Source organism: Microbacterium gubbeenense DSM 15944, from assembly GCF_000422745.1.
GTDB classification, from domain to species: Bacteria; Actinomycetota; Actinomycetes; order Actinomycetales; family Microbacteriaceae; genus Microbacterium; species Microbacterium gubbeenense.
The window spans coordinates 66,613-86,895 of the sequence record NZ_AUGQ01000011.1 but is presented as its reverse complement, the minus strand read 5'-3'; the positions used below and the strand labels follow the sequence as shown (position 1 = coordinate 86,895).

Here is a 20,283-nt window from a genome sequence, read left to right as displayed (position 1 = left end):
CGTCCCGGACCTGCTGTGACCGGCGGGAATGGACCTTCGTCGCCAGCACGCCGCAGGACGGACAGCCCGGCGGGACGGTCGAGGCGATCACCACCCGCCGGCCCCCGTCGGGCAGGTCGACGGCATCGATGACGCGGTAATTGGGCAAGTTGAAGATCGTGCTCGCAGCATCACGCTGCGAACCAGTACTCTCGTGCACAGGCTCGTGGTCCTCTGAGATTCGGATGTCTTGACAACACCCATCACAGCAGGACCACGAGCCGTTCTACGTCAACGACGCGACGCTCCCCATCACCACGAACCGGGAAGAGCCGACAAACGCCCGTGGAAACGGACGCTGCGCTCGTCGAGGCCCTCGATCGTGACGCTCGCGCCGTGCTTGGCGAAGATCGTCTCGACCGAGTCGAGCGCGGCGACCGTCGAGGCGTCCCAGATCTGTGCGTGCGTCAGGTCGATCACGATGCGCGCGGGATCCTCGGCATAGGAGAACTGCTCGACGAGGTCGTTGCTGCTGCCGAAGAACAGCGGGCCGCGCACGATGTAGCGCACCGATTCTTCGTCGTCCGCGACGACGCGGTCGACCGAGATGACGTGCGCGACGCGGCGCGCGAAGAGCACCATCGCAAGGATCACGCCGGCAATGACGCCGTACGCGAGGTTGTCGGTCGCCACCACGACCGCGATCGTGACGACCATCACGAGCGTCTCCGGCAGCGGCATGCGCCGAATCGTCGAGGGGCGAACGCTGTGCCAGTCGACGGTCATCACGGCGACGACCATCATCACCGCGGCGAGCGCCACCATCGGTATCTGGCCCATCAGATCGCTCAGCCCGGTGATGAGCCCCAGGAGGAACACGCCCGCGACGAAGGTCGAGATCCGCGTGCGCGCGCCGCTCGTCTTCACGTTCAGCACGGTCTGGCCGATCATGGCGCAGCCGGCCATTCCGCCGTAGAAGCCGCCGAAGATGTTGGCAACGCCGAGCGCCCACGACTCGCGGCCCTTGTGCGACGGGGTCTCCGTGGCCTCGTCGACGAGCTTGGCCGTGAGCAGCGATTCCATCAGGCCGACGAGCGCGACGCTGATGGCCGTGGGCAGGATGATCCGCAGGGTCTCCAGATCGAGCGGCACCGCGAGCTCGGTCATCCCCGGCAGGCCTCCGCCGATCTGCCCCTCGTCGGCGACGTCCGGGACGTTCAGCTTCCAAATGATCACGATCGCGGTCACGACGACGATCGCGACGAGCGGAGCCGGGACCGCCTTCGTGATCAGCGGCAGCAGCAGCACGATCGCAAGCGTCGCCGCGAACAGGATCACGCCGATCCCGCCGCCGTGCAGCAGGTGCGGAACCTGGGCCGCGAAGATCAGGATGCCCAGCGCATTGACGAAGCCGAGCATGACCGACCGCGGCACGTAGCGCACGAGCCGCGCGAGCCCCGTCAGTCCGAAGACGATCTGCATCAGGCCGGCGAGGACCACCGCGGGCAGAACATACGACACGTCGTGCTCGCTGACGAGCGGGGCGATCACGAGCGCGACGGATCCGGCCGCCGCCGTGATCACCCCCGGTCGCCCGCCGAGGAACGTCATCGTGAGGACCAGCACGACGCTCGCGACGAGGCTCACCATCGGATCCACACCGGCGATCACGGAGAACGAGATCACCTCGGGAACGAGGGCGAGGGTCGTCACGAGGCCCGCGAACACCTCTTTCGACATCTGCCGCGGGTTGCGGAGCGCGGCGAGCACACCGATCGGTCGTTCGGAACGGGTCATGAGGAGCAGCCTGTCGTGCGTCGGGAGGTGGGGCGGCGCGAGGAGCCCCAGCCATCGAGACTACCGTGACCGGGTCGACGTCACGGGTGCCTGATACCGCCCGGTGAGCGCGTCCGCCGCGCGCACCAGGGCGAGGTGGCTGAAGGCCTGCGGGAAGTTGCCGATCTGTGCATTCGTCGACGCGTCGTACTCTTCGGCCAACAGCCCGAGGTCGTTCGTGAATCCCACGAGGCGGTCCATGAGGGCGGTCGCGTCGGCCTCTCGCCCTGACATCGCGTACTGCTCGACGAGCCAGAAGCTGCATGCGACGAACGGGTGCTCCGATCCTGCGAGGCCGTCCTTTCCTGACGCGGTCCGGTAGCGCAGCACGAGGCCGTCCCGCAGGAGGTCGTGCTCGATCTTCTCGACCGTTGACAGCATGAGCGGATCGTCATACGCGACGAACCCCGACTGCGCGATCTGCAGCAGCGACGCGTCCACCTCGCTCTGGCCGTACGTCTGGCGGAAGGCGCCCGTCGACGGATCCACCCCGTGCTCGAGGATCTCCGCGCGCAGCTGGTCTCGGAATCGGGCCCACTCCTCGCGCGCCCCGTCGAGGCCGTGGCCGTCGATCGCCCGCACGCCCCGATCGAATGCGGCCCACATCATGACCCGCGAGTGGGTGAAGTAGTGCGGTTCGCCCCGCATCTCCCATAGTCCCTGGTCCTTCTCGTCCATGCGCGCGATCGTGTACGTGAGCATTGCGCGCTGCAGAGGCCAGGAGAAGTCGTCTTCGTGCACGCCGGCCTCGCGCAGCTTGGCGAGCGCGATCATGACCTCGCCCACGACGTCGGCCTGATACTGCTTCACCGCGCCGTTGCCGACGCGGACCGGAGCCGAATCCAGATATCCGGGGAGATGGTCGAGGGTGTGCTCGGCGAGCGATCTCTCGCCGCCGACGCCGTACATGATCTGCAGGTCATCGGGATCCCCCGCGATGGCCCGCAGGAGCCAATCGCGCCAGTTCGCGGCGGCATCCGCGCCGCCGTGCGCGAGGAGCGACTCGAGCGTCAGCGCGGAGTCGCGCAGCCAGCAGTACCGGTAGTCCCAGTTGCGCTCGCCGCCCGGATCCTCGGGGAGCGACGTCGTCGGGGCCGCCACGATGCCGCCCGTGTCGGCGTGCGTCAGTGCACGAAGCACGAGCAGCGATCGACGCACCGCGTCGGCCCAGCGCCTGTCGACGACGACCGCGTCGTCCCACGTGCGCCAGATCCGTCGCGTGTCATCGAGCGCCCCGACGATGTCGAGCGGGACCGGCAGGTCGGCCCACGAGTTCGACCAGGTGAGCACCCAGGTCGCGGTCTCGCCTGCTCCGAGCTCGTGACGTCCGACGTGGCGCTTATCCCCCGCTTCGAGAGACGGGCCGCGCAGCACGTACTGGTCGGGGCCGGCGATCGCGGTGAGCGCGTCGCCGACACGGTGCGCCCACGGGATCGTCGCGCCGTAGTCGAGGCGCAGGATCAGCTCCGACCGGATCTCGACGGTGCCCGCCACGCACGTCACCTCGCGCACCAGGTCCGCGCGCCCGTCGCCGGCCGGCATGAACTCCGTGACCTCCGCTTCGCCCGTCGGGGTGCGCCAGCGCGTGCGGAGCACGAAGGTCCCGTCCTCGTACTGGCGATCGATGACCGTGCCGCCCTCGGGAGCGATCAACCACCGGCCGTGCTCCGGCGTGCCCAGCAGGCTCGTGAAGACCGCGGCCGAATCGAATCTCGGTAGGCACATCCAGTCGATGCTCCCGCCTCGTGAGACGAGTGCGGCCGAGTGCAGATCCGCGAGAAGCGCGTAGTCATCGATGGGAGTCGTCACACGCCCAGGTTGCCACGTTCGCCGGATCGGGGAGCAACTCGCGCCTCACGCGACGACACCGCGCCGCGCCCTGGGGCGGCGGCGCGGTGCGAACGTCGATCAGGGGCAGGTGATCCGCATCTCGAACGGCGTCTCTTCGGCTGCGGTCGGATTCGCCGCGTCGACCGCCATCATCTCTCCCGCGATCGTGTAGGTCGATCCGTCCACGGTCGCCGTGACCTCGCCGGGCGTGCCCTCGGCCCACCCCATCGCGGTGCCGTCGACGGATCCGAGCGCAACGCTCTTCACGGTCTCGCCCTCGAGCACGGCGCCGATGCCGTCGGTGCCGGTCGTGGATCCGACGGCGATGGTCATCGCTCCCCCCGTGTCCTGACACACGACCGTGGCATCGGCGATCTCGACGGGCGAGCCGTCGATCGAGACCTCTGCGGCGGATCCGCCGGACGTTCCCTCGGCGGCCTCCTCCGTCGCGTCGGCTCCTTCGTCGCCGGCGTCCTCCTCTGTCGCTGCGCCGTCGTCCGTCGCCGTGGATGACTCGGATTCGGTCGCGGTCTCGGGCGCGCTCTGGGATCCCTCGGCGTCCGCGCCGGACGATGAGCAGCCGGTCAGCAGAAGAATCCCGCTCACCCCGACTGCGAGGGCGGTCGCTCGGATCCGGGACGAGATGGTCGTGGTTGTGACGGTCATGGGCTTCCTCCTTGGTGTCGCCGGCCGCTCGAGCGGATCCAGTCGACCCCAGTGTGCGAGGCTGCCGCGACCCTCCCGATCACGGGTTCGCGGCGCGACGGGACGAGCTGCCCCGCGACCATCGCGACGAGCGCGAGCGCGAATCCCGCGATCTGCATCGAGGTGAGCTCCTCGCCCGCGACAACGGCACCGAGCCCCGCCGCGACGAGGGGCGACAGCAGCCCGAGCAGCGCCGTCGCGGTCACCTGCAGGCGGCGGATCCCCTCGAACCACAGCGTGTACGCCACGAGCGCCCCGATGATGCCGAGCCACGCGTAGCCGGCGATCGCGCGCAGGCCGATGTCGGCCGGGACTCCATCGATCAGGAGTGCAGGGATGATCAGCACCACACCGCCGCCCGTGAGCTGCCAGCCCGCAAGCGCCAGCGGCGCGACGCCTTCCGGGCGGCCCCATTTCTTCGTCAGGACCACGCCCGTGGACATCGACGCCGCACCCGCGATGCCGGCGAGCGCGCCGGTCGCGTCGATTCCTGCGCCCGGTCCGAGCACGACCATCGCCACCCCGACGATCCCGACGAACCCCCAGAGCGTGCGCCAACCGGAGAGACGCTCGCGAAGGATCCACACGGCGAGAATCGCGACGAACATCGGCTGGGTCGCGCCGAGCGTGGCGGCGGCGCCGCCCGGCAGATGCTGGGCCGCGATGAACAGGAGCGGGAAGAAGGCGCCCATATTGAGCGTTCCGAGCACGAGGCTCTTCCACCACCAGGATCCGCGGGGCAGTTTCTCCGTGATGACGATCGCGAGGAGCCCCGCCGGCAGGGCCCGCATGAGCGCCGCGAAGATCGGGTGCCCGTCGGGCAGCATGTGGGTCGTCACCACGTACGTCGTGCCCCACACGATCGGTGCGAGCGCGGTGAGCGCCGTGCGGCCCACGGGGCTGGTCGTATCCATATCCCCATGGTCGACAACAATTCAGAATGAGTCCAACACATGGTTTTCATGGGATCAATGAACGAGAATCATGAGCCTATGGAGCTCCAACAGATGCGCTACGTCATCGCCCTCGCCGAGGAGCGGAGCTTCACCCGCGCCGCGGCCCGCTGTTTCGTCGTGCAGTCAGCCCTGAGCCATCAGATCAAGGCGCTCGAGGACGAACTCGGCGCGATGCTGTTCGCTCGCACGAGTCGGCGCGTCGAGCTCACGACGGCGGGCGAGGCGTTCGTCATCGAGGCCCGGGCGACGCTCGCGGCCGCGGATCGAGCCGTCGCTTCCGCCGCCGCGACGACGGGCGAGATCCGCGGCGAGCTCAACATCGGCGTCATCCCGACGGTCACGGCGATCGATCTCCCGGCCGCGCTGCGCGAGTTCCACACGTCGCACCCCGCCGTGCGGATCCGCCTGCGCATGGGCTCGAGCGACGCGTTCGTCACCGACATCGCGACCGGCCGACTCGACGCGGCGGTGCTCGGACTCGCGGGCCCGGTCCCGCCGAAGGTCGCCTCCCGGGAGCTCGCCCGCGAACGGCTCGTCGCCGTGATCGGCCCCGGTCACCGCCACCAGATGCGGCGACGACTGCGGCTGCGCGATATCGCGGGCGAGACGTTCGTCGACTTCCCCGAGGGAACCCCGGGCCGCGCACAGTCGGATCTCGCCTTCGCCGCCGCCGATGAACGCCGCGAGGTGGCCTTCGAGGCGACCTCGGCCGAGATGATCCTCAGCATCGTGGCGGAGGGGCTGGCGATCGCGCTGCTGCCTCCCGCCGTCGTGCCGAACGTTCCGGCGCTGCGCACCGTGTCCGTGCCCGACGGGCCGACCCGCATCGAGTACCTCGCGTGGAGCGACTTCAATCCGAGCCCCGCGGCCTCGGCGTTCGTGAAGCTGCTGAGCGACGACGCGGGCTGATCTCCTGCAGGGCGGTCACCACGGGGCGCCGTGACGGCGCGAGACGTATGCGTTTCCGCGTATGTAGAAGCGGCGCGGTAGATCCGCCGCCTTCGAAATGCCGACGCGCACGCCCGTGACGATGTCGGACTCGGTCAGTGGCGCCCGCTCTACGAGCCGGATCGGTCCGTCGACGAGCGACGTGCCCGAGAGCGAAAGCTCGGCACCGAGCGCCTGGCCGAGCTTGCCGGGGCCGTTCGTGACGTCCGGGCCGCCGCGCCCGCGGCGCTCGATCATCGTCTCGATCCCCTCGAGCGGCTCGCCGGCGCGGATCAGCACACCGGATCCGTGGCCCGCTCGGCCCGTCACGACGTTGCAGCACACGTGGATCCCCATCGAGCTGTACGCGTACAGGTGACCGGCGCCGAGGAACATCGCCGCGTTGCGCGCCGTCGGTCCGCGGAACGTGTGGCTCGCCGGATCCGTCTCGTCGTAGGCCTCGGTCTCGACGATCCGTACTCGCACGAGCGGGCCGGTGGTGCTCACGAGCTCGCATCCGAGCAGGCGTCGCGCCGCCTGTTCGACCGGCGCATCGAGGAAGTCGAATGGCGTCATAGGTCGATTCTGACAGGCGTGCGCCGGCCCGGGCGTACGCTCGGATCATGGGCAGCAGCGATCTTCGTGACCTCTTCGGCATCTCTCACCCCATCGTCCTCGGCGCGTTCGGAGGCCTGTCATCGACGGCGCTCACCGCGTCCGTGAGCGAATCGGGCGGGCTCGGCGCGTACGGCCTCTACGGCTACGACGGCGACCGGATCCGAGAAACGGCCGCCGCGCTGCGGGCTGCGACCCAGAAACCGTTCGCCCTCAACATCTGGCTGCCGACCGGTGACGAGGCCGTCCCGGGGCCGCAGCACACGGCGTTCGCCCACGCGCTCGAGCCGTTCTACTCGGCGGTCGGCGCCGAGATCCCGCAGCGCCCCGAGCGCTATCTGCCGACGCTCGACGAGCAGCTCGACGCGATCTGGGATGCCGCGCCCGCCGTTCTGAGCGTCGTGTACGGCGCGCCCTCTGCCGAGCTCGTCGCCGACGCGCGGGGACGCGGGATCCGCCTCGTCGGAACCGCGACCACCGTCGACGAGGCCGTCGCCCTCGACGAGACCGGCGTCGATGCGATCGTCGCCAGCGGATCCGAGGCGGCGGGGCACCGCGTCTCGTTCCTGAAGCCCGCAGACGAGTCGCTCGTCGGCACGTTCTCGCTCGTGCCGCAGGTCGTCGATGCTGTTCGCGCCCCGGTCATCGCCGCCGGCGGGGTGTCCGATCGCCGGGGCGTGGCGGCCGCGCTCGCGCTCGGGGCGTCCGGTGTGCAGGTGGGCACGGCGTTCCTCGCCGCGCGCGAGTCGGCCGCGAACGACGCGCACCGCGACGCGATTCGTTCGACATCGGCCGATGCGAGCGTGCTCACGCGTGCGATGAGCGGGCGCCTGGCCCGCGGCGTGCGCAACCGCGCCGTGCGCGCGATCGAGGCGGGCGGCATGATCGCGCCGTTCCCGATCCAGAACTGGCTGACGGGAAAGTTCCGCACCCCCGCCGGGCAGCAAAACCTCGGCGAGCTGCAGTCGCTGTGGCTCGGCCAGTCGGCCCCGCTCGCCCGCGGCGGATCGGCCGCGGATATCTTCGCCGAGCTCGCTGCCGGCCTCCGCTCAACCTGACGCCAACTGCGCCATTTCTCGAGTTTTGGAGCAGTTCGGGGAAGGTTCAGGGGGCCGCGATCTTGAAGATGCCCCCAACTGCTCCAAGAAGCCGGATTTGGCGCAGTTCGGGGAAGGTTGAGGGATCAGCCGCTGTCGCGCTCCCACCGGATGCGCTTGTCGTCGTCGTTCATCACCCATCGCGTTCGTTTCCCGACGTACCGCACGCGGTCGGTGAACCAGAACGTGGCGTCGGGATCCCAGCCGGCCAGCACCGTGGCGGCCTCGTCGGTCACTACCAGCGCCCGTCCGGCTGCCTGCAGGTAAGCGGCCACCTGGAGGTGCACCGCGTCGTACTCCTCCGCGACGGCGGCCCAATCGGGCATCACCCACGGGCCGTCGCGCCCCGTGGTGTCTCGCCAATCGCCGCGCTTGTGCTCCGATACATCGATCGGGAACCGCCGACAGAGATCGACCCAGGCGTCGGCGCAGTCGATCTCGAAGATCCGCAGTCCGCCCGGCACTTCCAGCTCGATCGACTCTCCCTCCTCCCAACCGAAGTCGTCCTCGACGAGCAGCGCGCCGACCGGGCTGCTATCGGGCAAGAGCCGTGCGGTGCGGGGGCCCGTGATCGGCCAGCTCGGCGCAGACCACCACTCGGAGCTGACCCCGCCCGCCCATTTCTCTTCGCGTGCGGTCTTCTCCCGCTCCTCCAGGTGGCGCCGCAACTCGATCAGTTGCGTGCGCGAGCTGTCCACCGGCGGCACGGGATCCTCGCCGTCCCACAGCATCGCGTGCTGAGACCGCTCGGCGACCGGCGACGCCCACCAATCGGCGTGCGGCGACGCGGCGACGCGCTCCGCGACGCGCGCGAGCGGATCCTTCAGCTCTTCGCGTGCCAGCAGCACGTCGGTGCCCTCGGCCGGTTGCCAGTAGCGTGCGACCGAGACGGCGTCCGCGAGCGCTGCCGCAAGCGCCTCCCCGCTCACGTCGGGGAGGACCGTGGAGTCGAAGGCAGCGACGACCCGCTCCACAGCGGCTGACACCGCGTCGGGATCCGGCGCGGAAGCGCGATTGCGGTCCAGGCGTCGCGCGGCCGGCAGCGGCATGTACGCGAGATGGCCGAACACGTTCTCCGGCAGTTCGATACCGCCCGACGTCATCCTGACCGGAGTCGGAGTGTCGGGGTCGAGCAGGAGATCGGCCGCGAAAACTCGCTCGTTCAGGTCCCCCTCGACGGCGTCACTCGCTTCCAGCGCGAACAGCAGCAGCATCCGCCTCCCCCGCGGCCCGGCCAGCAGCATCGATGCATCCATAGCTCCCATCCTCCCCTCAACCTGACGCCAACAGTTCTATAGAGCTGTCATTGGAGCATCTTGGGGGTGGTTCAGGCGGGCGCGGGTGGACGAATACGCTGGGGGGATGACGATCATCGCCGCCGCGGATGGCTCCGCCCTCGGAAACCCCGGCCCCATGGGCTGGGCCTGGTACATCGACGACGACAGTTGGGCCGCCGGCGGCGCGCCGCACGGCACGAACAACATCGGCGAGCTCACCGCCGTGCTCGAGCTGCTGCGCGCAACGGCGCACACTGACGAGGATCTGCTCATCCACTGCGACAGCCGCTACGTGATCGACTCGATCACCAAGTGGATGCCCGGCTGGAAGAAGAAGGGCTGGAAGAAGGCCGACGGCAAGCCGGTCATGAACCTTGAGATCATCCAGGCGCTCGACGCCGCTATGAAGGGCCGCCGCGTGCGGTTCGAATGGGTGAAGGGCCACGCCGGGCATCCCCTCAACGAGGCCGCCGACGTGCGCGCCAACGGCGCGGCTCAGGCATACCAGAATGGCACCCCGGTCAAGAGCGGCCCGGGCTTCGCCGGTGCGGCGGCCCTGGTCAGCACCCGGGCAGAACCGGCGCCCGCGCTTCCCGTTCACCCCACGCTGTTCGACGACATCGAGGAGGATCCGTTCACCGAGATCCGGATCGTCGTCTCGCCCGACGAGCACACACGGCTGACGGCCCGCGCCCACGAAGCGGGTGTGAGTCCGGAGGAGTTCCTCCGCGCGCTGATCTGAGTCGCGCAGAGGGCAGCCCCGCCGTATCGGACGCATCACGAAGTCCGCGCGCACGCCGTCTCTCGGGGTCCGCACGGCCCCGCGCTACTAGGCTGGATGCATGAATGCGGAGGAGTTCGAGGCACTCGTCGTCGAAGAGCTCGACCGGTTGCGCGACGACATGGTCGATGGGCTCGACAACGTCATCTTCGTCGTCGAGGACCGCCCGGAGGACGGCTCTCTCGACCTGCTCGGGCTGTACGACGGCTTCGCCCTCACCGAGCGCGACCGGTACGGCATGGGCGAGCTGCCCGACAGGATCATCGTCTATCGCGAGTCGCATCTCGCGCAGTGCGAGACGACCGACGAGCTGCGCGACGAGGTCCACACGACCCTCGTGCACGAGATCGCGCACTTCTACGGCATCGACGACGCGCAGCTGCACGAACTGGGGTGGGCGTGATGGCTCTCGCTGAACCCGAGATCGTCGAGGATCTCTCCGTCGCCCCCGCCGTTCCATGGCAGACCGTCGTCTGGGACGACCCCGTCAACCTCATGAGCTACGTCGTGCGCGTGTTCCGCGAGTACTTCGGGTTCGGCCACGACGCCGCGACCGCGCGCATGCTCGAGGTTCATCGCGACGGCCACGCCGTGGTGGCCGAGGGCGCGCGCGAACAGATGGAGCTCCACGCCCAGGCGATGCACGACTACGGCCTCTGGGCGACCGTTCGAAAGGCACCCCAGTGACACACGTGATCCTCACCCTCACGCGCGTGGAGGCGGCGCACCTGACGAACCTCGTCGGTCAGTTCCAGGAGCTCGTCACCGAACCCGTCGGCGATCCGGCCCTCGAGCGCCTGACGCCCGACGTGTACCCGGACGATGCGGAGGCCTCGAGCGAGTTCCGTCAGGTCACCCGCGCGGATCTGCTGGGCCGGCGCGCCCACGATGCGGCGACCGTCTCGAACGACCTCTCGCGCGTGGAGGACGCCGGCGTCGCCGACGCCCTCTCCCCCGTCGACGTCTCGATCGCCGACCTCGAGCCGTGGCTGCGCACGCTGTCCGCGCTGCGGCTGGTGCTCGCGGGCCGGCTCGGCATCGCCGACGGCGCAGAGCACGAGGAGGACGACCCGGCCTACGGCCTGTACGAATGGCTCGGCTATCGCCTCGAGGGCCTCGTGCAGGTCGCGGAGCAGGACGCCAGTTAGACCACGTCCGCGGCGTAGGTCGCGAGCCGGCGCGGATCATGCGCCCGGATGTGCGCGTCCTCCTGCGCCGCCCACACGTCCCAGAACGCGCGGAACCCGTCGCCGTCTCGCTCGAGCGCGCGCTGCCGTCGCGCCGCCGCATCGCCGTCGATCCAGATCGACGCGGTCGCGGCGCGCGCCGACGACGCGGTCAACGAACCGCACCCCTCGATGATGAGCCGAATGCCCGGATCCACGACGTGTTCGCGACGGAGCCACGCGCCCCGTTCCCAGTCCCACCGGCGGTACGCGCCCTCGCGCCCCGCCGCGTGATCGGCGACCAGCCGCGCGGCGATCCGCGTCGCCTCCTCGAGCCCTTCCCAGCCGGGATAGAACTCGTCGAGCGAGACGACGCGCGCGCCGGTGTCGTCCGCTATCTGATGCGCGATCGTCGTCTTACCGGCCCCGCTGCGGCCGTCGATGACGATCCGCCCGCGGGGATCCGCGCGGACAGCGCGAACGGCCGCACGGGCGATCTCGCCGAGTGCGGCCTCGTCGAGCTGGCTCAGCGCCGCTTCTTCTTGAGGCTCTTCACGACGTAGCCGAGCGCGCGCCCGGCCACGCACACGAAGGGCGTCAGGACCAGGATCAGCGTCACGGGGTTCGGAGCGAACCGGAACTCGCTGCCGCGGCGTACGTATGCGCCGACCGGCAGCGAGAATCCGCCGCCACCGCCGCCGCCGTTGCCGGCCTCGTCGCTGCCGCCGCCGAAGCCGGACCACGCGGCGGCCACAGGAAGGACCTTCACGCCGTCCAGGTCCTGCTGTTCGCCGTATGCGGCCGTGACGCCGAGGTTGCCACTGAGCTTTCCGAGTTCAATCGCGATGTTGGGCATGACATCAGAGTACCCGTTCAGTCGCTGTCCTCGGCAGGCCGTTCCGCGTCGGGAAGATGTTGATCGCGCGTGAGGAACGCCGCGCGCGTGATCGACCCCGTGCCGAAGCGCTGGGCGAGCTTGTCGAGCGCGCCGTCGACCTGCTTCCATTCGCCGTCGTCGTCCCAGAGCGCGAGCGCCGCGGATCCCGCCGGCACGAGCCGCTCCGCGCGCACGCCGATGAGCCGCACGGGCGCCCGGAGATCGACCGCGGACAGGAGGTCGCGCGCCACCTGCGCGATGCGCTGGCCCACGCTCGTGGGATCCGTCAGCGCCTGCGATCTCGTCAGCGTCTGGAAGTCGTCGAAGCGCACCTTGATCGCCACTCCCGAGGCCTCGAGGTCCGCCGCGCGGAGGCGGACCGCCACTTTGTCGGCCAGGCGCAGGATCTCGCCGCGCAGCACGTTCGGATCCGTGACATCGGTGCGGAAGGTCTCCTCGTGCGAGATCGACTTCTCGGTGCGCTCCGTCTCGATGCCGCGCGGATCCCGCCCGTTCGCCAGGTCGTGGATCCGCTGCGCCTGCGCGGTTCCGAGGATGCGCGCGAGAGCGGCCACCGGCGTCTCGCGCACGTCGCGGATCGTCCGGATCGCGCGCGAGGTCAGGGCCTCCGCCGCCTTCGGGCCGACGCCCCACATGGCGCCCGCCGGTCTCGGATCGAGGAACTCCTGCGTGCGCGCGGCGGGAATGATGAGCAGCCCGTTCGGCTTCGACGCGGTCGACGCCATCTTCGCGACGTGCTTGGTCGCCGCGGCGCCCACGCTGCAGGTGATGCCGACCTCGTCCTCCACGCGCCGCCGGATCAGTGCCGCGACCTGCCCCGGCGTGCCCCACAGGCGGCGTGCGCCGGAGACGTCGAGGAACGCCTCGTCGATCGAGAGCGGCTCGACGAGCGGTGTGATGCTGCGGAACACCTCCATCACCTGCGCCGACGTCTCGCGATAGCGCTCGAAGGTCGGCGGCACGACGATGGCCTTCGGGCACCGGCTGAGCGCCATCCCGAGCGGCATCGCCGACCTCACCCCGTACCGGCGCGCCTCGTACGACGCGCTCGAGACGACCGAGCGCGCGTCGTTGTGGGCGATGACGACGGGCTTGCCCGCGAGCGACGGATCGTCGAGCACCTCGACCGCGACGAAGAACGCGTCCATGTCGACGTGCAGGATGTGCGCGCCGGAGTCATCCGCGCCGGGCGGCGAATACAGCCGTCCCGATCCGTCCTGCCTGCCCACGGATCTATTCTCCCGGATCCGCCGCGAGGCGGAGCGTCATGACGCGTTCGGCCGCCTCGGCCAGGCGATCCGCGGGGATCTCGCCGCGCTCGGTCGCCGCCGCGATGCCGTCGACGATGCGCGCATGCTCCTCCGCGGACGCCCCGACGACCGTGAGCACGAGGTCGGCCCCCGCGCCCAGGGCCGACGTGGCGTTGGCGACCGGATCCGCGTACGCGGCTTCTCCCGATGAGGTCAGCATGCCGAGGTCGTCCGTGACAGCGACCCCCTCGAAGCCGAGGTCGTCGCGGAGGATGCGGTACCACTCGGGCGACAGGGAGGCGGGGCGCTCGTCGACGCCCGTGAACCGCAGGTGTCCCACCATGACGAGCTCGGCGCCCTCGTCGATTCCCGCGGCGAACGGCACGGCGTCGCTGCCCATCCACTCGTCGTACGTCTCGTCGGTCGTCGGGATCGAGCTGTGCGAGTCGCCGGATGCGGCCCCGTGCCCCGGGAAGTGCTTGAGGGTCGACAGGATCCGGTCGCCCTCGCCGGCGACCGCCGCGCGCACCGCGTCCGCGACGATCTCCGGATCCGTGCCGTACGCGCGCGAGAAGATGAACGAGCCCTCGTCCGGCGGCACGTCGGCGACGATGCCGAAGTTGACCGTGATGCCCGCCGCGCCCAGCAGGTCGGCGCGCGCGTCGAACGCGGCCGTGACGGCCGACGGATCCGCGCCTTTCAGCTCCCGCGCCGACGGTAGACCGTCCCACGGCAGGCGCGTGACGTCGCCGCCCTCCTCGTCGATGGCGATGAGGGGCGCGGGCGTCGCCGACGAGGCGACCGCGTCGCTCACGAGGCGCTGCGCGTCGGGATCCGCGGCGATGTTATCGCCCATCAGGATCAGCCCCTGAGGCCCGGACTCGAGCAGGCCGACGAGCGGAGCGGGGTCGGTTCCGGGGGCGTGCCCCATGACGACGACCCCCGCGCGCTCGATCGTCGACATCCCGGCCACGAGCGCTGCTGCGCGCGCCTCGTCCGTCTGTGGCACGGGCGACGGGCTCGGTGTGGGAGTCGGAGAAGCAGTCGGAGCAGGGGTCGGAGTCGGCGCGGCACTCGGCACCGGCGACGATGTCGCGGTCAGTTCCGGCGCCGCGCCTCCGCCGCCCGGCGAACACGCGACCAGGACCGCGGCCGCGCCGAGCGCCACCGCGATCCTGGTCAGTCGTGTCTTCCGCACAGTGCCCATGGTCCCCTCACCAGAGGCGTGCAGCAATGGCTACGCCTGGGCGCGCTCGAGCACGAGCTCGCGCACGCGTGCCGCGTCGGCCTGCCCCTTCATCGCCTTCATGACGGCGCCGATGATGGCGCCGGCGGCCTGCACCTTGCCCGACTTGATCTTCTCGAGCACGTCCGGCTGCGACTGGAGCGCGTCGTCGATCGCGGCGATGAGCGCTCCGTCGTCGGAGACGACCGCGAGACCGCGCTGGTCGACGACCTCCTGCGGGGATCCCTCGCCGGCGATGACGCCCTCGAGCACCTGCCGCGCGAGCTTGTCCGTGAGCGTGCCATCATCGACCAGCTTCTGCAGTGCCGCCACGTGAGCGGGGCTCACGAGGTCTGCCGCGTCGCGGTCCTGGGCGTTCGCGATGCGGGCGATCTCGCCCGTCCACCACTTGCGCGCGGTCGCCGGCGTCGCGCCCGCCGCGATCGTCTGCTCGACCGCGTCGGTCAGTCCGCCGTTCGCGACGTCCTGGAACTCGAGCGGGGTGAAGCCCCACTCGGCCCGCAGCCGGCGACGCTTCGGGGCCGGCGCCTCGGGCAGCTTCGCGCGCAGATCCTCGATCAGCTTCTCGCTCGGCTCGACCGGCAGCAGGTCGGGCTCGGGGAAGTAGCGGTAGTCGTCGGCGTCGGACTTCGGCCGGCCGGGCGAGGTCTCCCCCGTGTCCTCGTGCCAGTGGCGCGTCTCCTGCGTGATCGATCCGCCTTCGGCGAGGATCACGGCCTGGCGGCGGATCTCGTAGCGCACCGCGCGCTCGACCGATCGCATCGAGTTGACGTTCTTCGTCTCCGTGCGCGTGCCGAGCTTCTCGGCCCCGCGCGGACGCAGCGACACGTTGGCGTCGCAGCGCACGTTGCCGCGCTCCATGCGGGCCTCGCTGATGCCGAGCCCGCGCGCGATGTCGCGGATCGTGCCGAGGTACGCCTTGGCGACCTCGGGGGCGCGGTGCTCCGTGCCGTAGATCGGGTGCGTCACGATCTCGACGAGCGGCACGCCGGCGCGGTTGTAGTCGACGAGCGAGCTCGACGCGCCCTGGATCCGGCCCGAGGATCCGCCCATGTGCGTGAGCTTGCCCGCGTCCTCCTCCATGTGCGCGCGCTCGATCGGCACCACGATGATCTCGCCGTCCTCGAGCTCGACCTCGACGGACCCCTCGAACGCGATCGGCTCGTCGTACTGGCTGATCTGGTAGTTCTTGCCGAGGTCGGGATAGAAGTAGTTCTTCCGCGCGAAGCGGCTCGACGGCGCGATCGAGCACCCGAGCGCGAGGCCCAGGCTGATCGAGCTGAGGATCGCCTCGGCGTTGACCACCGGCATCGCCCCGGGCAGCCCGAGGTCGACCGGCGCGATCAGCGTGTTCGGCTCCGCGCCGTGGAACTCCTCGTTGGCGGGGTTGCCCGCCGCGGAGAACATCTTGGTGCGGGTGTTGAGCTCGATGTGCACCTCGAGCCCGATGACCGGCTCGAACATCTCGAGCGCCTTGTCGAAGTCCATCAGCTTGGCAGCCATCAGCGTGCCCCTCCGTTCAGCGCGGGTGCCCGGTCGAGCAGCGGACCGCCCCACTCGTCCACCAGAATCGCCTCGAGCGCCGCCGACACGCGATAGAGGCGCGCGTCCTCGTGGGCGGGTGCCAGGAACTGGATGCCGATGGGCAGCCCGTCTTCGGCCGACAGGCCTGACGGGATCGAGATGCCGGGGATGCCCGCGAGGTTCGCGGGGATCGTCGCGAGGTCGTTCGCGTACATCGCGAGCGGATCATCGAGCTTCGCGCCGAGTTTGAACGCCGTCGTCGGCGCGGACGGCGTCGCGATCACGTCGACGTTCGCGAACGCGGCCGCGAAGTCCTGCTGGATCAGCGTGCGCACCTTCTGCGCGCTGCCGTAGTACGCGTCGTAGTACCCGGCCGAGAGCGCATAGGTGCCGAGGATGATGCGCCGCTTGACCTCGGGGCCGAAGCCCGCGCCGCGCGTGGCCGACATGACGTCCTCAACGGTGCCTGCAACATCTGCGCGCATTCCGAACCGCACGGAGTCGAACTTCGCGAGGTTGCTCGAGGCCTCCGCCGGCAGGATCAGGTAGTAGGCGGCCGTCGCGTACTCGAAGTGCGGCGCGCTGATCTCGACGACCTCGGCGCCCGCCTGCTCGAGCTTCGCGACGGCGGCGGTGAAGGACTGATCGACGGCCGAGGAGAAGCCGACGAGCTCCTTGACGAGGCCGACCTTCAGACCCTTGAGCACCTGGCCCGTCGCGCCCTCGCGCGCGGCGGCGGCGAAGGACGGCCAGTCGGTCGTGAGCGACGTGGCATCGTGCGGGTCGTGCCCGCCGATCACGTCGTGCAGCAGGCCGGCGTCGAGGACGGTGCGGGTGACAGGGCCGACCTGGTCGAGGCTCGAGGCCAGGGCGATCGAGCCGTACCGGCTCACGCCGCCGTAGGTGGGCTTGAAGCCGACCGTTCCGGTCACATGCGCGGGCTGGCGGATCGATCCGCCGGTGTCGGAGCCGAGCGCGAGCGGCGCCTCGAACGCGGCGACGGCCGCGGCCGAACCGCCGCCCGAGCCGCCCGGGATGCGATCGAGATCCCACGGGTTGCGCGTCGGGCCGTACGCCGAGTGCTCGGTCGAGGATCCCATCGCGAATTCGTCCATGTTCGTCTTGCCGAGCGGCACGAGGCCCGCGGCGCGCGACTTCGCGACCACGGTGGCGTCGTACGGCGACATGTACCCCTCGAGGATCTTCGATCCGGACGTGGAGGGCATGTCGGTCGTGACGAGCACGTCCTTGACCGCGAGCGGCACGCCGGCCAACTCGTGCAGCTGCTCGCCCGCGGCGCGGCGCTCGTCGATCGAGCGCGCGACATCGACGGCCGAGTCGCTGACGTGCAGGAAGGCGTGCACGTCGCCGTCGACCTCGCGGATCCGCTCGAGGTGCGCCTCGGTCGCTTCGGCGCTCGATACCTCGCCCGAGGCGAGCTTCGCCGCCAGGTCTGCGGCGGTGAGCCTGGTGAGATCCGTCATCACTGCTCCTCCCCCAGGATCGCCGTCACGCGGAATCGGGATCCGTCGCTGTCGGGTGCGTTCTGGAGGGTCTGCTCGAGCGTCAGCATGTCGCCCGGAACGTCCTCTCGGAACACGTTCACGAGCGGAATCGGGTGGCTCGTCGCGGCCACGTCGCTCGTGGCGACCTCGCTCACCTGCGCGATGCTCGACACGATCGCGTCGAGTTCGCCGGTGAGGCTGGTCACCTCGTCTTCGGACAGCTGGATCCTGGCGAGCACACCGAGGTGGCGCACGAGATCGGGAGTGATTTCAGACACTCCCCTATTCTACGGGCTCGGTCGGGCAGCGCAGACTGCCGTCCTCCCGCTCGATGTGCTCGTCCTTCGGGCGACCGCAGTAGCCGCACGGGTGCACGGGGAGCTCCTTCGGCCCGCCGCCGACCTGCGCCGGGCCCGCGATCTTGATCAGGCGCGAGTTGACGTAGGAATACAGGCCGCCCGCCTCGCGGATCCGCTCTCGAAGGGTCTTGTTCTGCGTCATAACTCTTAGTGTACTAACGTTTAGGGGATAGAGTAGCAATGTGACCGACACTCGTGACGACCTCCTGCTGCTCGAGAACCAGCTCTGCTTCTCGCTCGTGACCGCCGCGCGCAACGTGGTGTCCGCCTACCGCCCGATTCTGGCGCCGCTCGGGCTGACGCACCCGCAGTACCTCGTGATGCTCGCGCTGTGGGAGCGTTCGCCCCGCTCTCTCACCGACCTGGCCGACGAGATCGCGCTCGAGCCCGCCACGGCCTCGCCGCTCGTGAAGCGGCTCGAGGCCGATGGGCTGGTGACGCGCGAGCGCCGCGCGAGCGACGAACGCCGCCTCGACATCGCGCTCACGGCGCGCGGCACCGCCCTGCGCGAGCGCGCGCTCGACGTGCCGCGCCAGGTGATCGCCGCGACCGGCATGTCGATGGAGCACCTCAGCCGGATCCGCGACGCCCTCGCCCCGCTCGCCGGCAGGAGGGAGGATACCGCCTGATCCGTCTCAGCCGTCGGCGAGCAGCTGGTCGCGGACCTGTCGGCGCAGGACCTTGCCGATCATCGACGTCGGCAGCTCATCGACGATCACGAAGCGCCGCGGTGCCTTGTACGGCGTGAGGACGCGTTTGACGAACTCACGAACCTCGGCCTCGTCGAAGTCGGGATCGCCGTCGAGCACGACCGCCGCGACGACGTCTTCGCCGCGCTCGGACGAGGGCAGGCCCACCACGGCGGCGTCGGCGATCGCGGGGTGCTGGCGCAGCGCGATCTCGACCTCGGTGGGCGCGACGTTGAATCCGCCCGTGATGATGAGCTCCTTGATGCGGTCGACGACCGAGAAGAACCCGTCCTCGTCCATTGCGACGATGTCGCCCGTGCGGAACCACCCGTCGACGAAGACCTTCTCGGTCTCCTCCGGACGGCCGTAGTATCCGCCGAAGATCTGCGGGCCGCGCACCACGAGCTCCCCGGCCTCCCCCGGCGCCACATCGGCCGTCGGGTTCTCCGGATCCACGACGCGCGCCTCGGTTCCGGGCAGCGGCAGGCCGATCGACCCGGCCTTGCGATCCTCCGAGACAGGGTTGACGATGAGTACGGGCGAGCACTCGCTGAGCCCGTAGCCCTCGACCAGCATGCCCTTCGTCTCCTCTTCCCACGGCACGACGAGGGCGTCGTCGAGCGCCATCGCGCCCGAGACCCCGATCCCCGTTCCCTCGAGGGAGATGCCGCGCTCCTTCGCGCGCCGCAGCAGCTTCTCGGCGATCGGCGGGACGGCGGGCAGCACGGTGGCGGGGTGCTTCTTCGTGACCTTCAGCACCATGTCGGGGTCGAACTTCGGGAACAGCACGAGGCGGGCGGCCTGCGACATGGCGTAGGTGAGGCAGAGCGTGAGCCCGTATGCGTGGAACATCGGCAGCACCGCGTAGACGACCGTGCCCTCGCCCCGGTCCACCGTCGGGGTCCACGCGCGCGCCTGCGCCGCGTTCGCGAGCAGGTTGCGGTGGGTGAGAGTCGCGCCCTTCGGATCTCCGGTCGTACCGCTCGTGTACTGGATCACCGCGATGTCGTCGGTGTCGGGCTGCGGAACCTCGGCCCCGACGGGCGCGTACGCGACGATCGACTCCCAGCTGACGGCCCCGCGCACGCGCTCGGTGAGCTGGGACCGCTGGGCGCGGAGACTCGGGATCGGCAGCCGAAGCGCCGCGCGCATGTACGCGGGCATGCCCTGCGTGACATCGACCGAGACGAGCGACGACACCGCGAGGTCGGCCGGGAAGTCCTGGATCGTCTTCGCGACCTTGCTCCAGACGATCGCGTGCTTCGCCCCGTGATCCTCGAACTGCTTGCGCAGCTCTCGCGCGGTGTAGAGCGGGTTGTGCTCGACCACGATCGCGCCGAGGCGCAGTACGGCATAGAACGCGATGATGTGCTGCGAGCAGTTCGGCAGCACGAGCGCGACCGGATCGCCCTTGCGCACCCCCTGCGCGCGCAGGCCGGCGGCGGCGCGCTCGATCGCGGCCGCGAGATCGGCGTACGTCGTGGTGCGGCCGAAGAACTCCAGCGCCGGGGCATTCGGATGCTCGGCCGCGGACTCTGCGACGAGATCCATCAGCGACCCCGTCATCTCGAGGAGATCGTCGGGCACGCCCGGAGCGTACGAGCGGATCCAGGGGCGCGGCGGCGTATACGCGTCAGTCACGG

At 70.2% G+C, this 20,283-nt stretch carries 23 protein-coding genes; 7 read left to right on the top strand and 16 right to left on the bottom strand.

Annotated elements, in window-relative coordinates:
* From G510_RS19090 to G510_RS16055, 5 genes are all read right to left on the bottom strand, one after another.
* Positions 1-199 (bottom strand): transposase family protein (locus G510_RS19090; protein WP_029153285.1); only part of this gene is annotated, 199 nt, incomplete at its 3' end.
* A 92-nt stretch (positions 200-291) separates the two neighbouring features.
* Positions 292-1,776, bottom strand: coding sequence for a SulP family inorganic anion transporter (locus G510_RS0108460; RefSeq protein ID WP_036322492.1), 1,485 nt, complete (start codon positions 1,774-1,776; stop codon positions 292-294).
* A gap of 60 nt (positions 1,777-1,836) precedes the next feature.
* On the bottom strand, positions 1,837-3,651 hold the full coding sequence (locus G510_RS0108455; RefSeq protein WP_281167434.1) for a glycoside hydrolase family 15 protein: 1,815 nt from the start codon (positions 3,649-3,651) through the stop codon (positions 1,837-1,839).
* Positions 3,652-3,723: 72 nt separating this feature from the next.
* On the bottom strand, positions 3,724-4,311 hold the full coding sequence (locus tag G510_RS17540) for a lipoprotein LpqH (protein WP_051216601.1): 588 nt from the start codon (positions 4,309-4,311) through the stop codon (positions 3,724-3,726).
* A complete protein-coding gene (locus G510_RS16055; RefSeq protein WP_084644279.1) occupies positions 4,308-5,264 on the bottom strand; it encodes an EamA family transporter in 957 nt (318 codons plus the stop codon). The genes G510_RS17540 and G510_RS16055 overlap by 4 nt, the downstream gene beginning before the upstream one ends.
* A 78-nt stretch (positions 5,265-5,342) precedes the next feature.
* Here G510_RS16055 and G510_RS0108440 point away from each other — a divergent pair, with 78 nt between their 5' ends.
* Positions 5,343-6,215 carry a LysR family transcriptional regulator gene (locus G510_RS0108440; protein WP_029153282.1) on the top strand — a complete coding sequence of 291 codons (873 nt, stop codon included), beginning with the start codon at positions 5,343-5,345 and terminating at the stop codon, positions 6,213-6,215.
* 15 nt (positions 6,216-6,230) lie between these two features.
* On the opposite strand, the gene G510_RS0108435 is transcribed toward G510_RS0108440, so the two are convergent.
* Positions 6,231-6,809 carry a DNA-3-methyladenine glycosylase gene (locus tag G510_RS0108435; protein ID WP_029153281.1) on the bottom strand — a complete coding sequence of 193 codons (579 nt, stop codon included), beginning with the start codon at positions 6,807-6,809 and terminating at the stop codon, positions 6,231-6,233.
* A 47-nt stretch (positions 6,810-6,856) separates the two neighbouring features.
* On the opposite strand from G510_RS0108435, the gene G510_RS0108430 reads away from it, so the two are divergent.
* Positions 6,857-7,906, top strand: a complete 1,050-nt coding sequence (locus tag G510_RS0108430; RefSeq protein ID WP_036322490.1) for an NAD(P)H-dependent flavin oxidoreductase — start codon at positions 6,857-6,859, stop codon at positions 7,904-7,906.
* A 125-nt stretch (positions 7,907-8,031) separates the two neighbouring features.
* Here the strand turns inward: G510_RS0108430 and G510_RS16050 are convergent, their stop codons facing one another.
* On the bottom strand, positions 8,032-9,201 hold the full coding sequence (locus tag G510_RS16050) for a hypothetical protein (protein WP_051216600.1): 1,170 nt from the start codon (positions 9,199-9,201) through the stop codon (positions 8,032-8,034).
* 106 nt (positions 9,202-9,307) lie between these two features.
* On the opposite strand from G510_RS16050, the gene G510_RS0108420 reads away from it, so the two are divergent.
* The 4 genes from G510_RS0108420 (at position 9,308) to G510_RS0108405 (ending at position 11,151) form a co-directional block, all read left to right on the top strand.
* Positions 9,308-9,964, top strand: a complete 657-nt coding sequence (locus tag G510_RS0108420) for an RNase H family protein (protein ID WP_029153279.1) — start codon at positions 9,308-9,310, stop codon at positions 9,962-9,964.
* Between the two features lie 100 nt (positions 9,965-10,064).
* The gene (locus G510_RS0108415) at positions 10,065-10,406 is read left to right on the top strand and encodes a metallopeptidase family protein (RefSeq protein ID WP_029153278.1); all 342 of its coding nucleotides are present in this window, start codon (positions 10,065-10,067) and stop codon (positions 10,404-10,406) included.
* Positions 10,406-10,690: an ATP-dependent Clp protease adapter ClpS gene (gene clpS, locus G510_RS0108410; RefSeq protein ID WP_036322519.1), complete on the top strand. Its 285-nt coding sequence runs from the start codon at positions 10,406-10,408 to the stop codon at positions 10,688-10,690. Before G510_RS0108415 ends, clpS begins: the two co-directional genes overlap by 1 nt.
* A complete protein-coding gene (locus G510_RS0108405; protein ID WP_036322488.1) occupies positions 10,687-11,151 on the top strand; it encodes a DUF2017 family protein in 465 nt (154 codons plus the stop codon). The genes clpS and G510_RS0108405 overlap by 4 nt, the downstream gene beginning before the upstream one ends.
* Here G510_RS0108405 and G510_RS0108400 read toward each other — a convergent pair.
* The 8 genes from G510_RS0108400 to G510_RS16045 are packed head-to-tail and all read right to left on the bottom strand — an operon-like array spanning position 11,148 to position 18,093.
* Complete coding sequence (locus tag G510_RS0108400; protein WP_084644278.1) at positions 11,148-11,756, bottom strand: nucleoside/nucleotide kinase family protein; 609 nt, start codon at positions 11,754-11,756, stop codon at positions 11,148-11,150. The genes G510_RS0108405 and G510_RS0108400 overlap by 4 nt on opposite strands.
* Complete coding sequence (locus tag G510_RS0108395) at positions 11,696-12,025, bottom strand: hypothetical protein (protein WP_029153274.1); 330 nt, start codon at positions 12,023-12,025, stop codon at positions 11,696-11,698. Before G510_RS0108395 ends, G510_RS0108400 begins: the two co-directional genes overlap by 61 nt.
* A 17-nt stretch (positions 12,026-12,042) precedes the next feature.
* On the bottom strand, positions 12,043-13,296 hold the full coding sequence (gene dinB, locus G510_RS0108390; protein ID WP_029153273.1) for a DNA polymerase IV: 1,254 nt from the start codon (positions 13,294-13,296) through the stop codon (positions 12,043-12,045).
* A 4-nt stretch (positions 13,297-13,300) separates the two neighbouring features.
* Positions 13,301-14,524 carry a glycoside hydrolase family 3 N-terminal domain-containing protein gene (locus G510_RS0108385; RefSeq protein WP_036322486.1) on the bottom strand — a complete coding sequence of 408 codons (1,224 nt, stop codon included), beginning with the start codon at positions 14,522-14,524 and terminating at the stop codon, positions 13,301-13,303.
* A gap of 30 nt (positions 14,525-14,554) precedes the next feature.
* Complete coding sequence (gene gatB, locus G510_RS0108380; protein WP_029153271.1) at positions 14,555-16,069, bottom strand: Asp-tRNA(Asn)/Glu-tRNA(Gln) amidotransferase subunit GatB; 1,515 nt, start codon at positions 16,067-16,069, stop codon at positions 14,555-14,557.
* Positions 16,066-17,571 (bottom strand): Asp-tRNA(Asn)/Glu-tRNA(Gln) amidotransferase subunit GatA, encoded by a 1,506-nt coding sequence (gatA, locus tag G510_RS0108375; protein ID WP_029153286.1) that lies wholly within the window; start codon positions 17,569-17,571, stop codon positions 16,066-16,068. The genes gatB and gatA overlap by 4 nt, the downstream gene beginning before the upstream one ends.
* Positions 17,571-17,870, bottom strand: coding sequence for an Asp-tRNA(Asn)/Glu-tRNA(Gln) amidotransferase subunit GatC (gene gatC, locus G510_RS0108370; RefSeq protein WP_029153270.1), 300 nt, complete (start codon positions 17,868-17,870; stop codon positions 17,571-17,573). The genes gatA and gatC overlap by 1 nt, the downstream gene beginning before the upstream one ends.
* Positions 17,871-17,874: 4 nt before the next feature.
* The gene (locus tag G510_RS16045; protein WP_036322482.1) at positions 17,875-18,093 is read right to left on the bottom strand and encodes a hypothetical protein; all 219 of its coding nucleotides are present in this window, start codon (positions 18,091-18,093) and stop codon (positions 17,875-17,877) included.
* A 40-nt stretch (positions 18,094-18,133) separates the two neighbouring features.
* Between G510_RS16045 and G510_RS0108360 the strand changes: the two genes are divergently transcribed.
* Positions 18,134-18,580: a MarR family winged helix-turn-helix transcriptional regulator gene (locus G510_RS0108360; protein WP_029153269.1), complete on the top strand. Its 447-nt coding sequence runs from the start codon at positions 18,134-18,136 to the stop codon at positions 18,578-18,580.
* A gap of 6 nt (positions 18,581-18,586) precedes the next feature.
* Here the strand turns inward: G510_RS0108360 and G510_RS0108355 are convergent, their stop codons facing one another.
* On the bottom strand, positions 18,587-20,281 hold the full coding sequence (locus G510_RS0108355; protein ID WP_029153268.1) for a long-chain-fatty-acid--CoA ligase: 1,695 nt from the start codon (positions 20,279-20,281) through the stop codon (positions 18,587-18,589).
* Positions 20,282-20,283: the final 2 nt, after the last annotated feature.

Coding starts and splice junctions, on each gene's coding strand:
- G510_RS0108460 (WP_036322492.1), bottom strand. CDS start 1,776: ATGACCCGTTCCGAACGACCGATCGGTGTGCTCGCCGCGCTCCGCAAC.
- G510_RS17540 (WP_051216601.1), bottom strand. CDS start 4,311: ATGACCGTCACAACCACGACCATCTCGTCCCGGATCCGAGCGACCGCC.
- G510_RS16055 (WP_084644279.1), bottom strand. CDS start 5,264: ATGGATACGACCAGCCCCGTGGGCCGCACGGCGCTCACCGCGCTCGCA.
- G510_RS0108440 (WP_029153282.1), top strand. CDS start 5,343: ATGGAGCTCCAACAGATGCGCTACGTCATCGCCCTCGCCGAGGAGCGG.
- G510_RS0108435 (WP_029153281.1), bottom strand. CDS start 6,809: ATGACGCCATTCGACTTCCTCGATGCGCCGGTCGAACAGGCGGCGCGA.
- G510_RS0108430 (WP_036322490.1), top strand. CDS start 6,857: ATGGGCAGCAGCGATCTTCGTGACCTCTTCGGCATCTCTCACCCCATC.
- G510_RS16050 (WP_051216600.1), bottom strand. CDS start 9,201: ATGGATGCATCGATGCTGCTGGCCGGGCCGCGGGGGAGGCGGATGCTG.
- G510_RS0108420 (WP_029153279.1), top strand. CDS start 9,308: ATGACGATCATCGCCGCCGCGGATGGCTCCGCCCTCGGAAACCCCGGC.
- G510_RS0108415 (WP_029153278.1), top strand. CDS start 10,065: ATGAATGCGGAGGAGTTCGAGGCACTCGTCGTCGAAGAGCTCGACCGG.
- clpS (WP_036322519.1), top strand. CDS start 10,406: ATGGCTCTCGCTGAACCCGAGATCGTCGAGGATCTCTCCGTCGCCCCC.
- G510_RS0108395 (WP_029153274.1), bottom strand. CDS start 12,025: ATGCCCAACATCGCGATTGAACTCGGAAAGCTCAGTGGCAACCTCGGC.
- G510_RS0108385 (WP_036322486.1), bottom strand. CDS start 14,524: ATGGGCACTGTGCGGAAGACACGACTGACCAGGATCGCGGTGGCGCTC.
- gatA (WP_029153286.1), bottom strand. CDS start 17,571: ATGACGGATCTCACCAGGCTCACCGCCGCAGACCTGGCGGCGAAGCTC.
- G510_RS16045 (WP_036322482.1), bottom strand. CDS start 18,093: ATGACGCAGAACAAGACCCTTCGAGAGCGGATCCGCGAGGCGGGCGGC.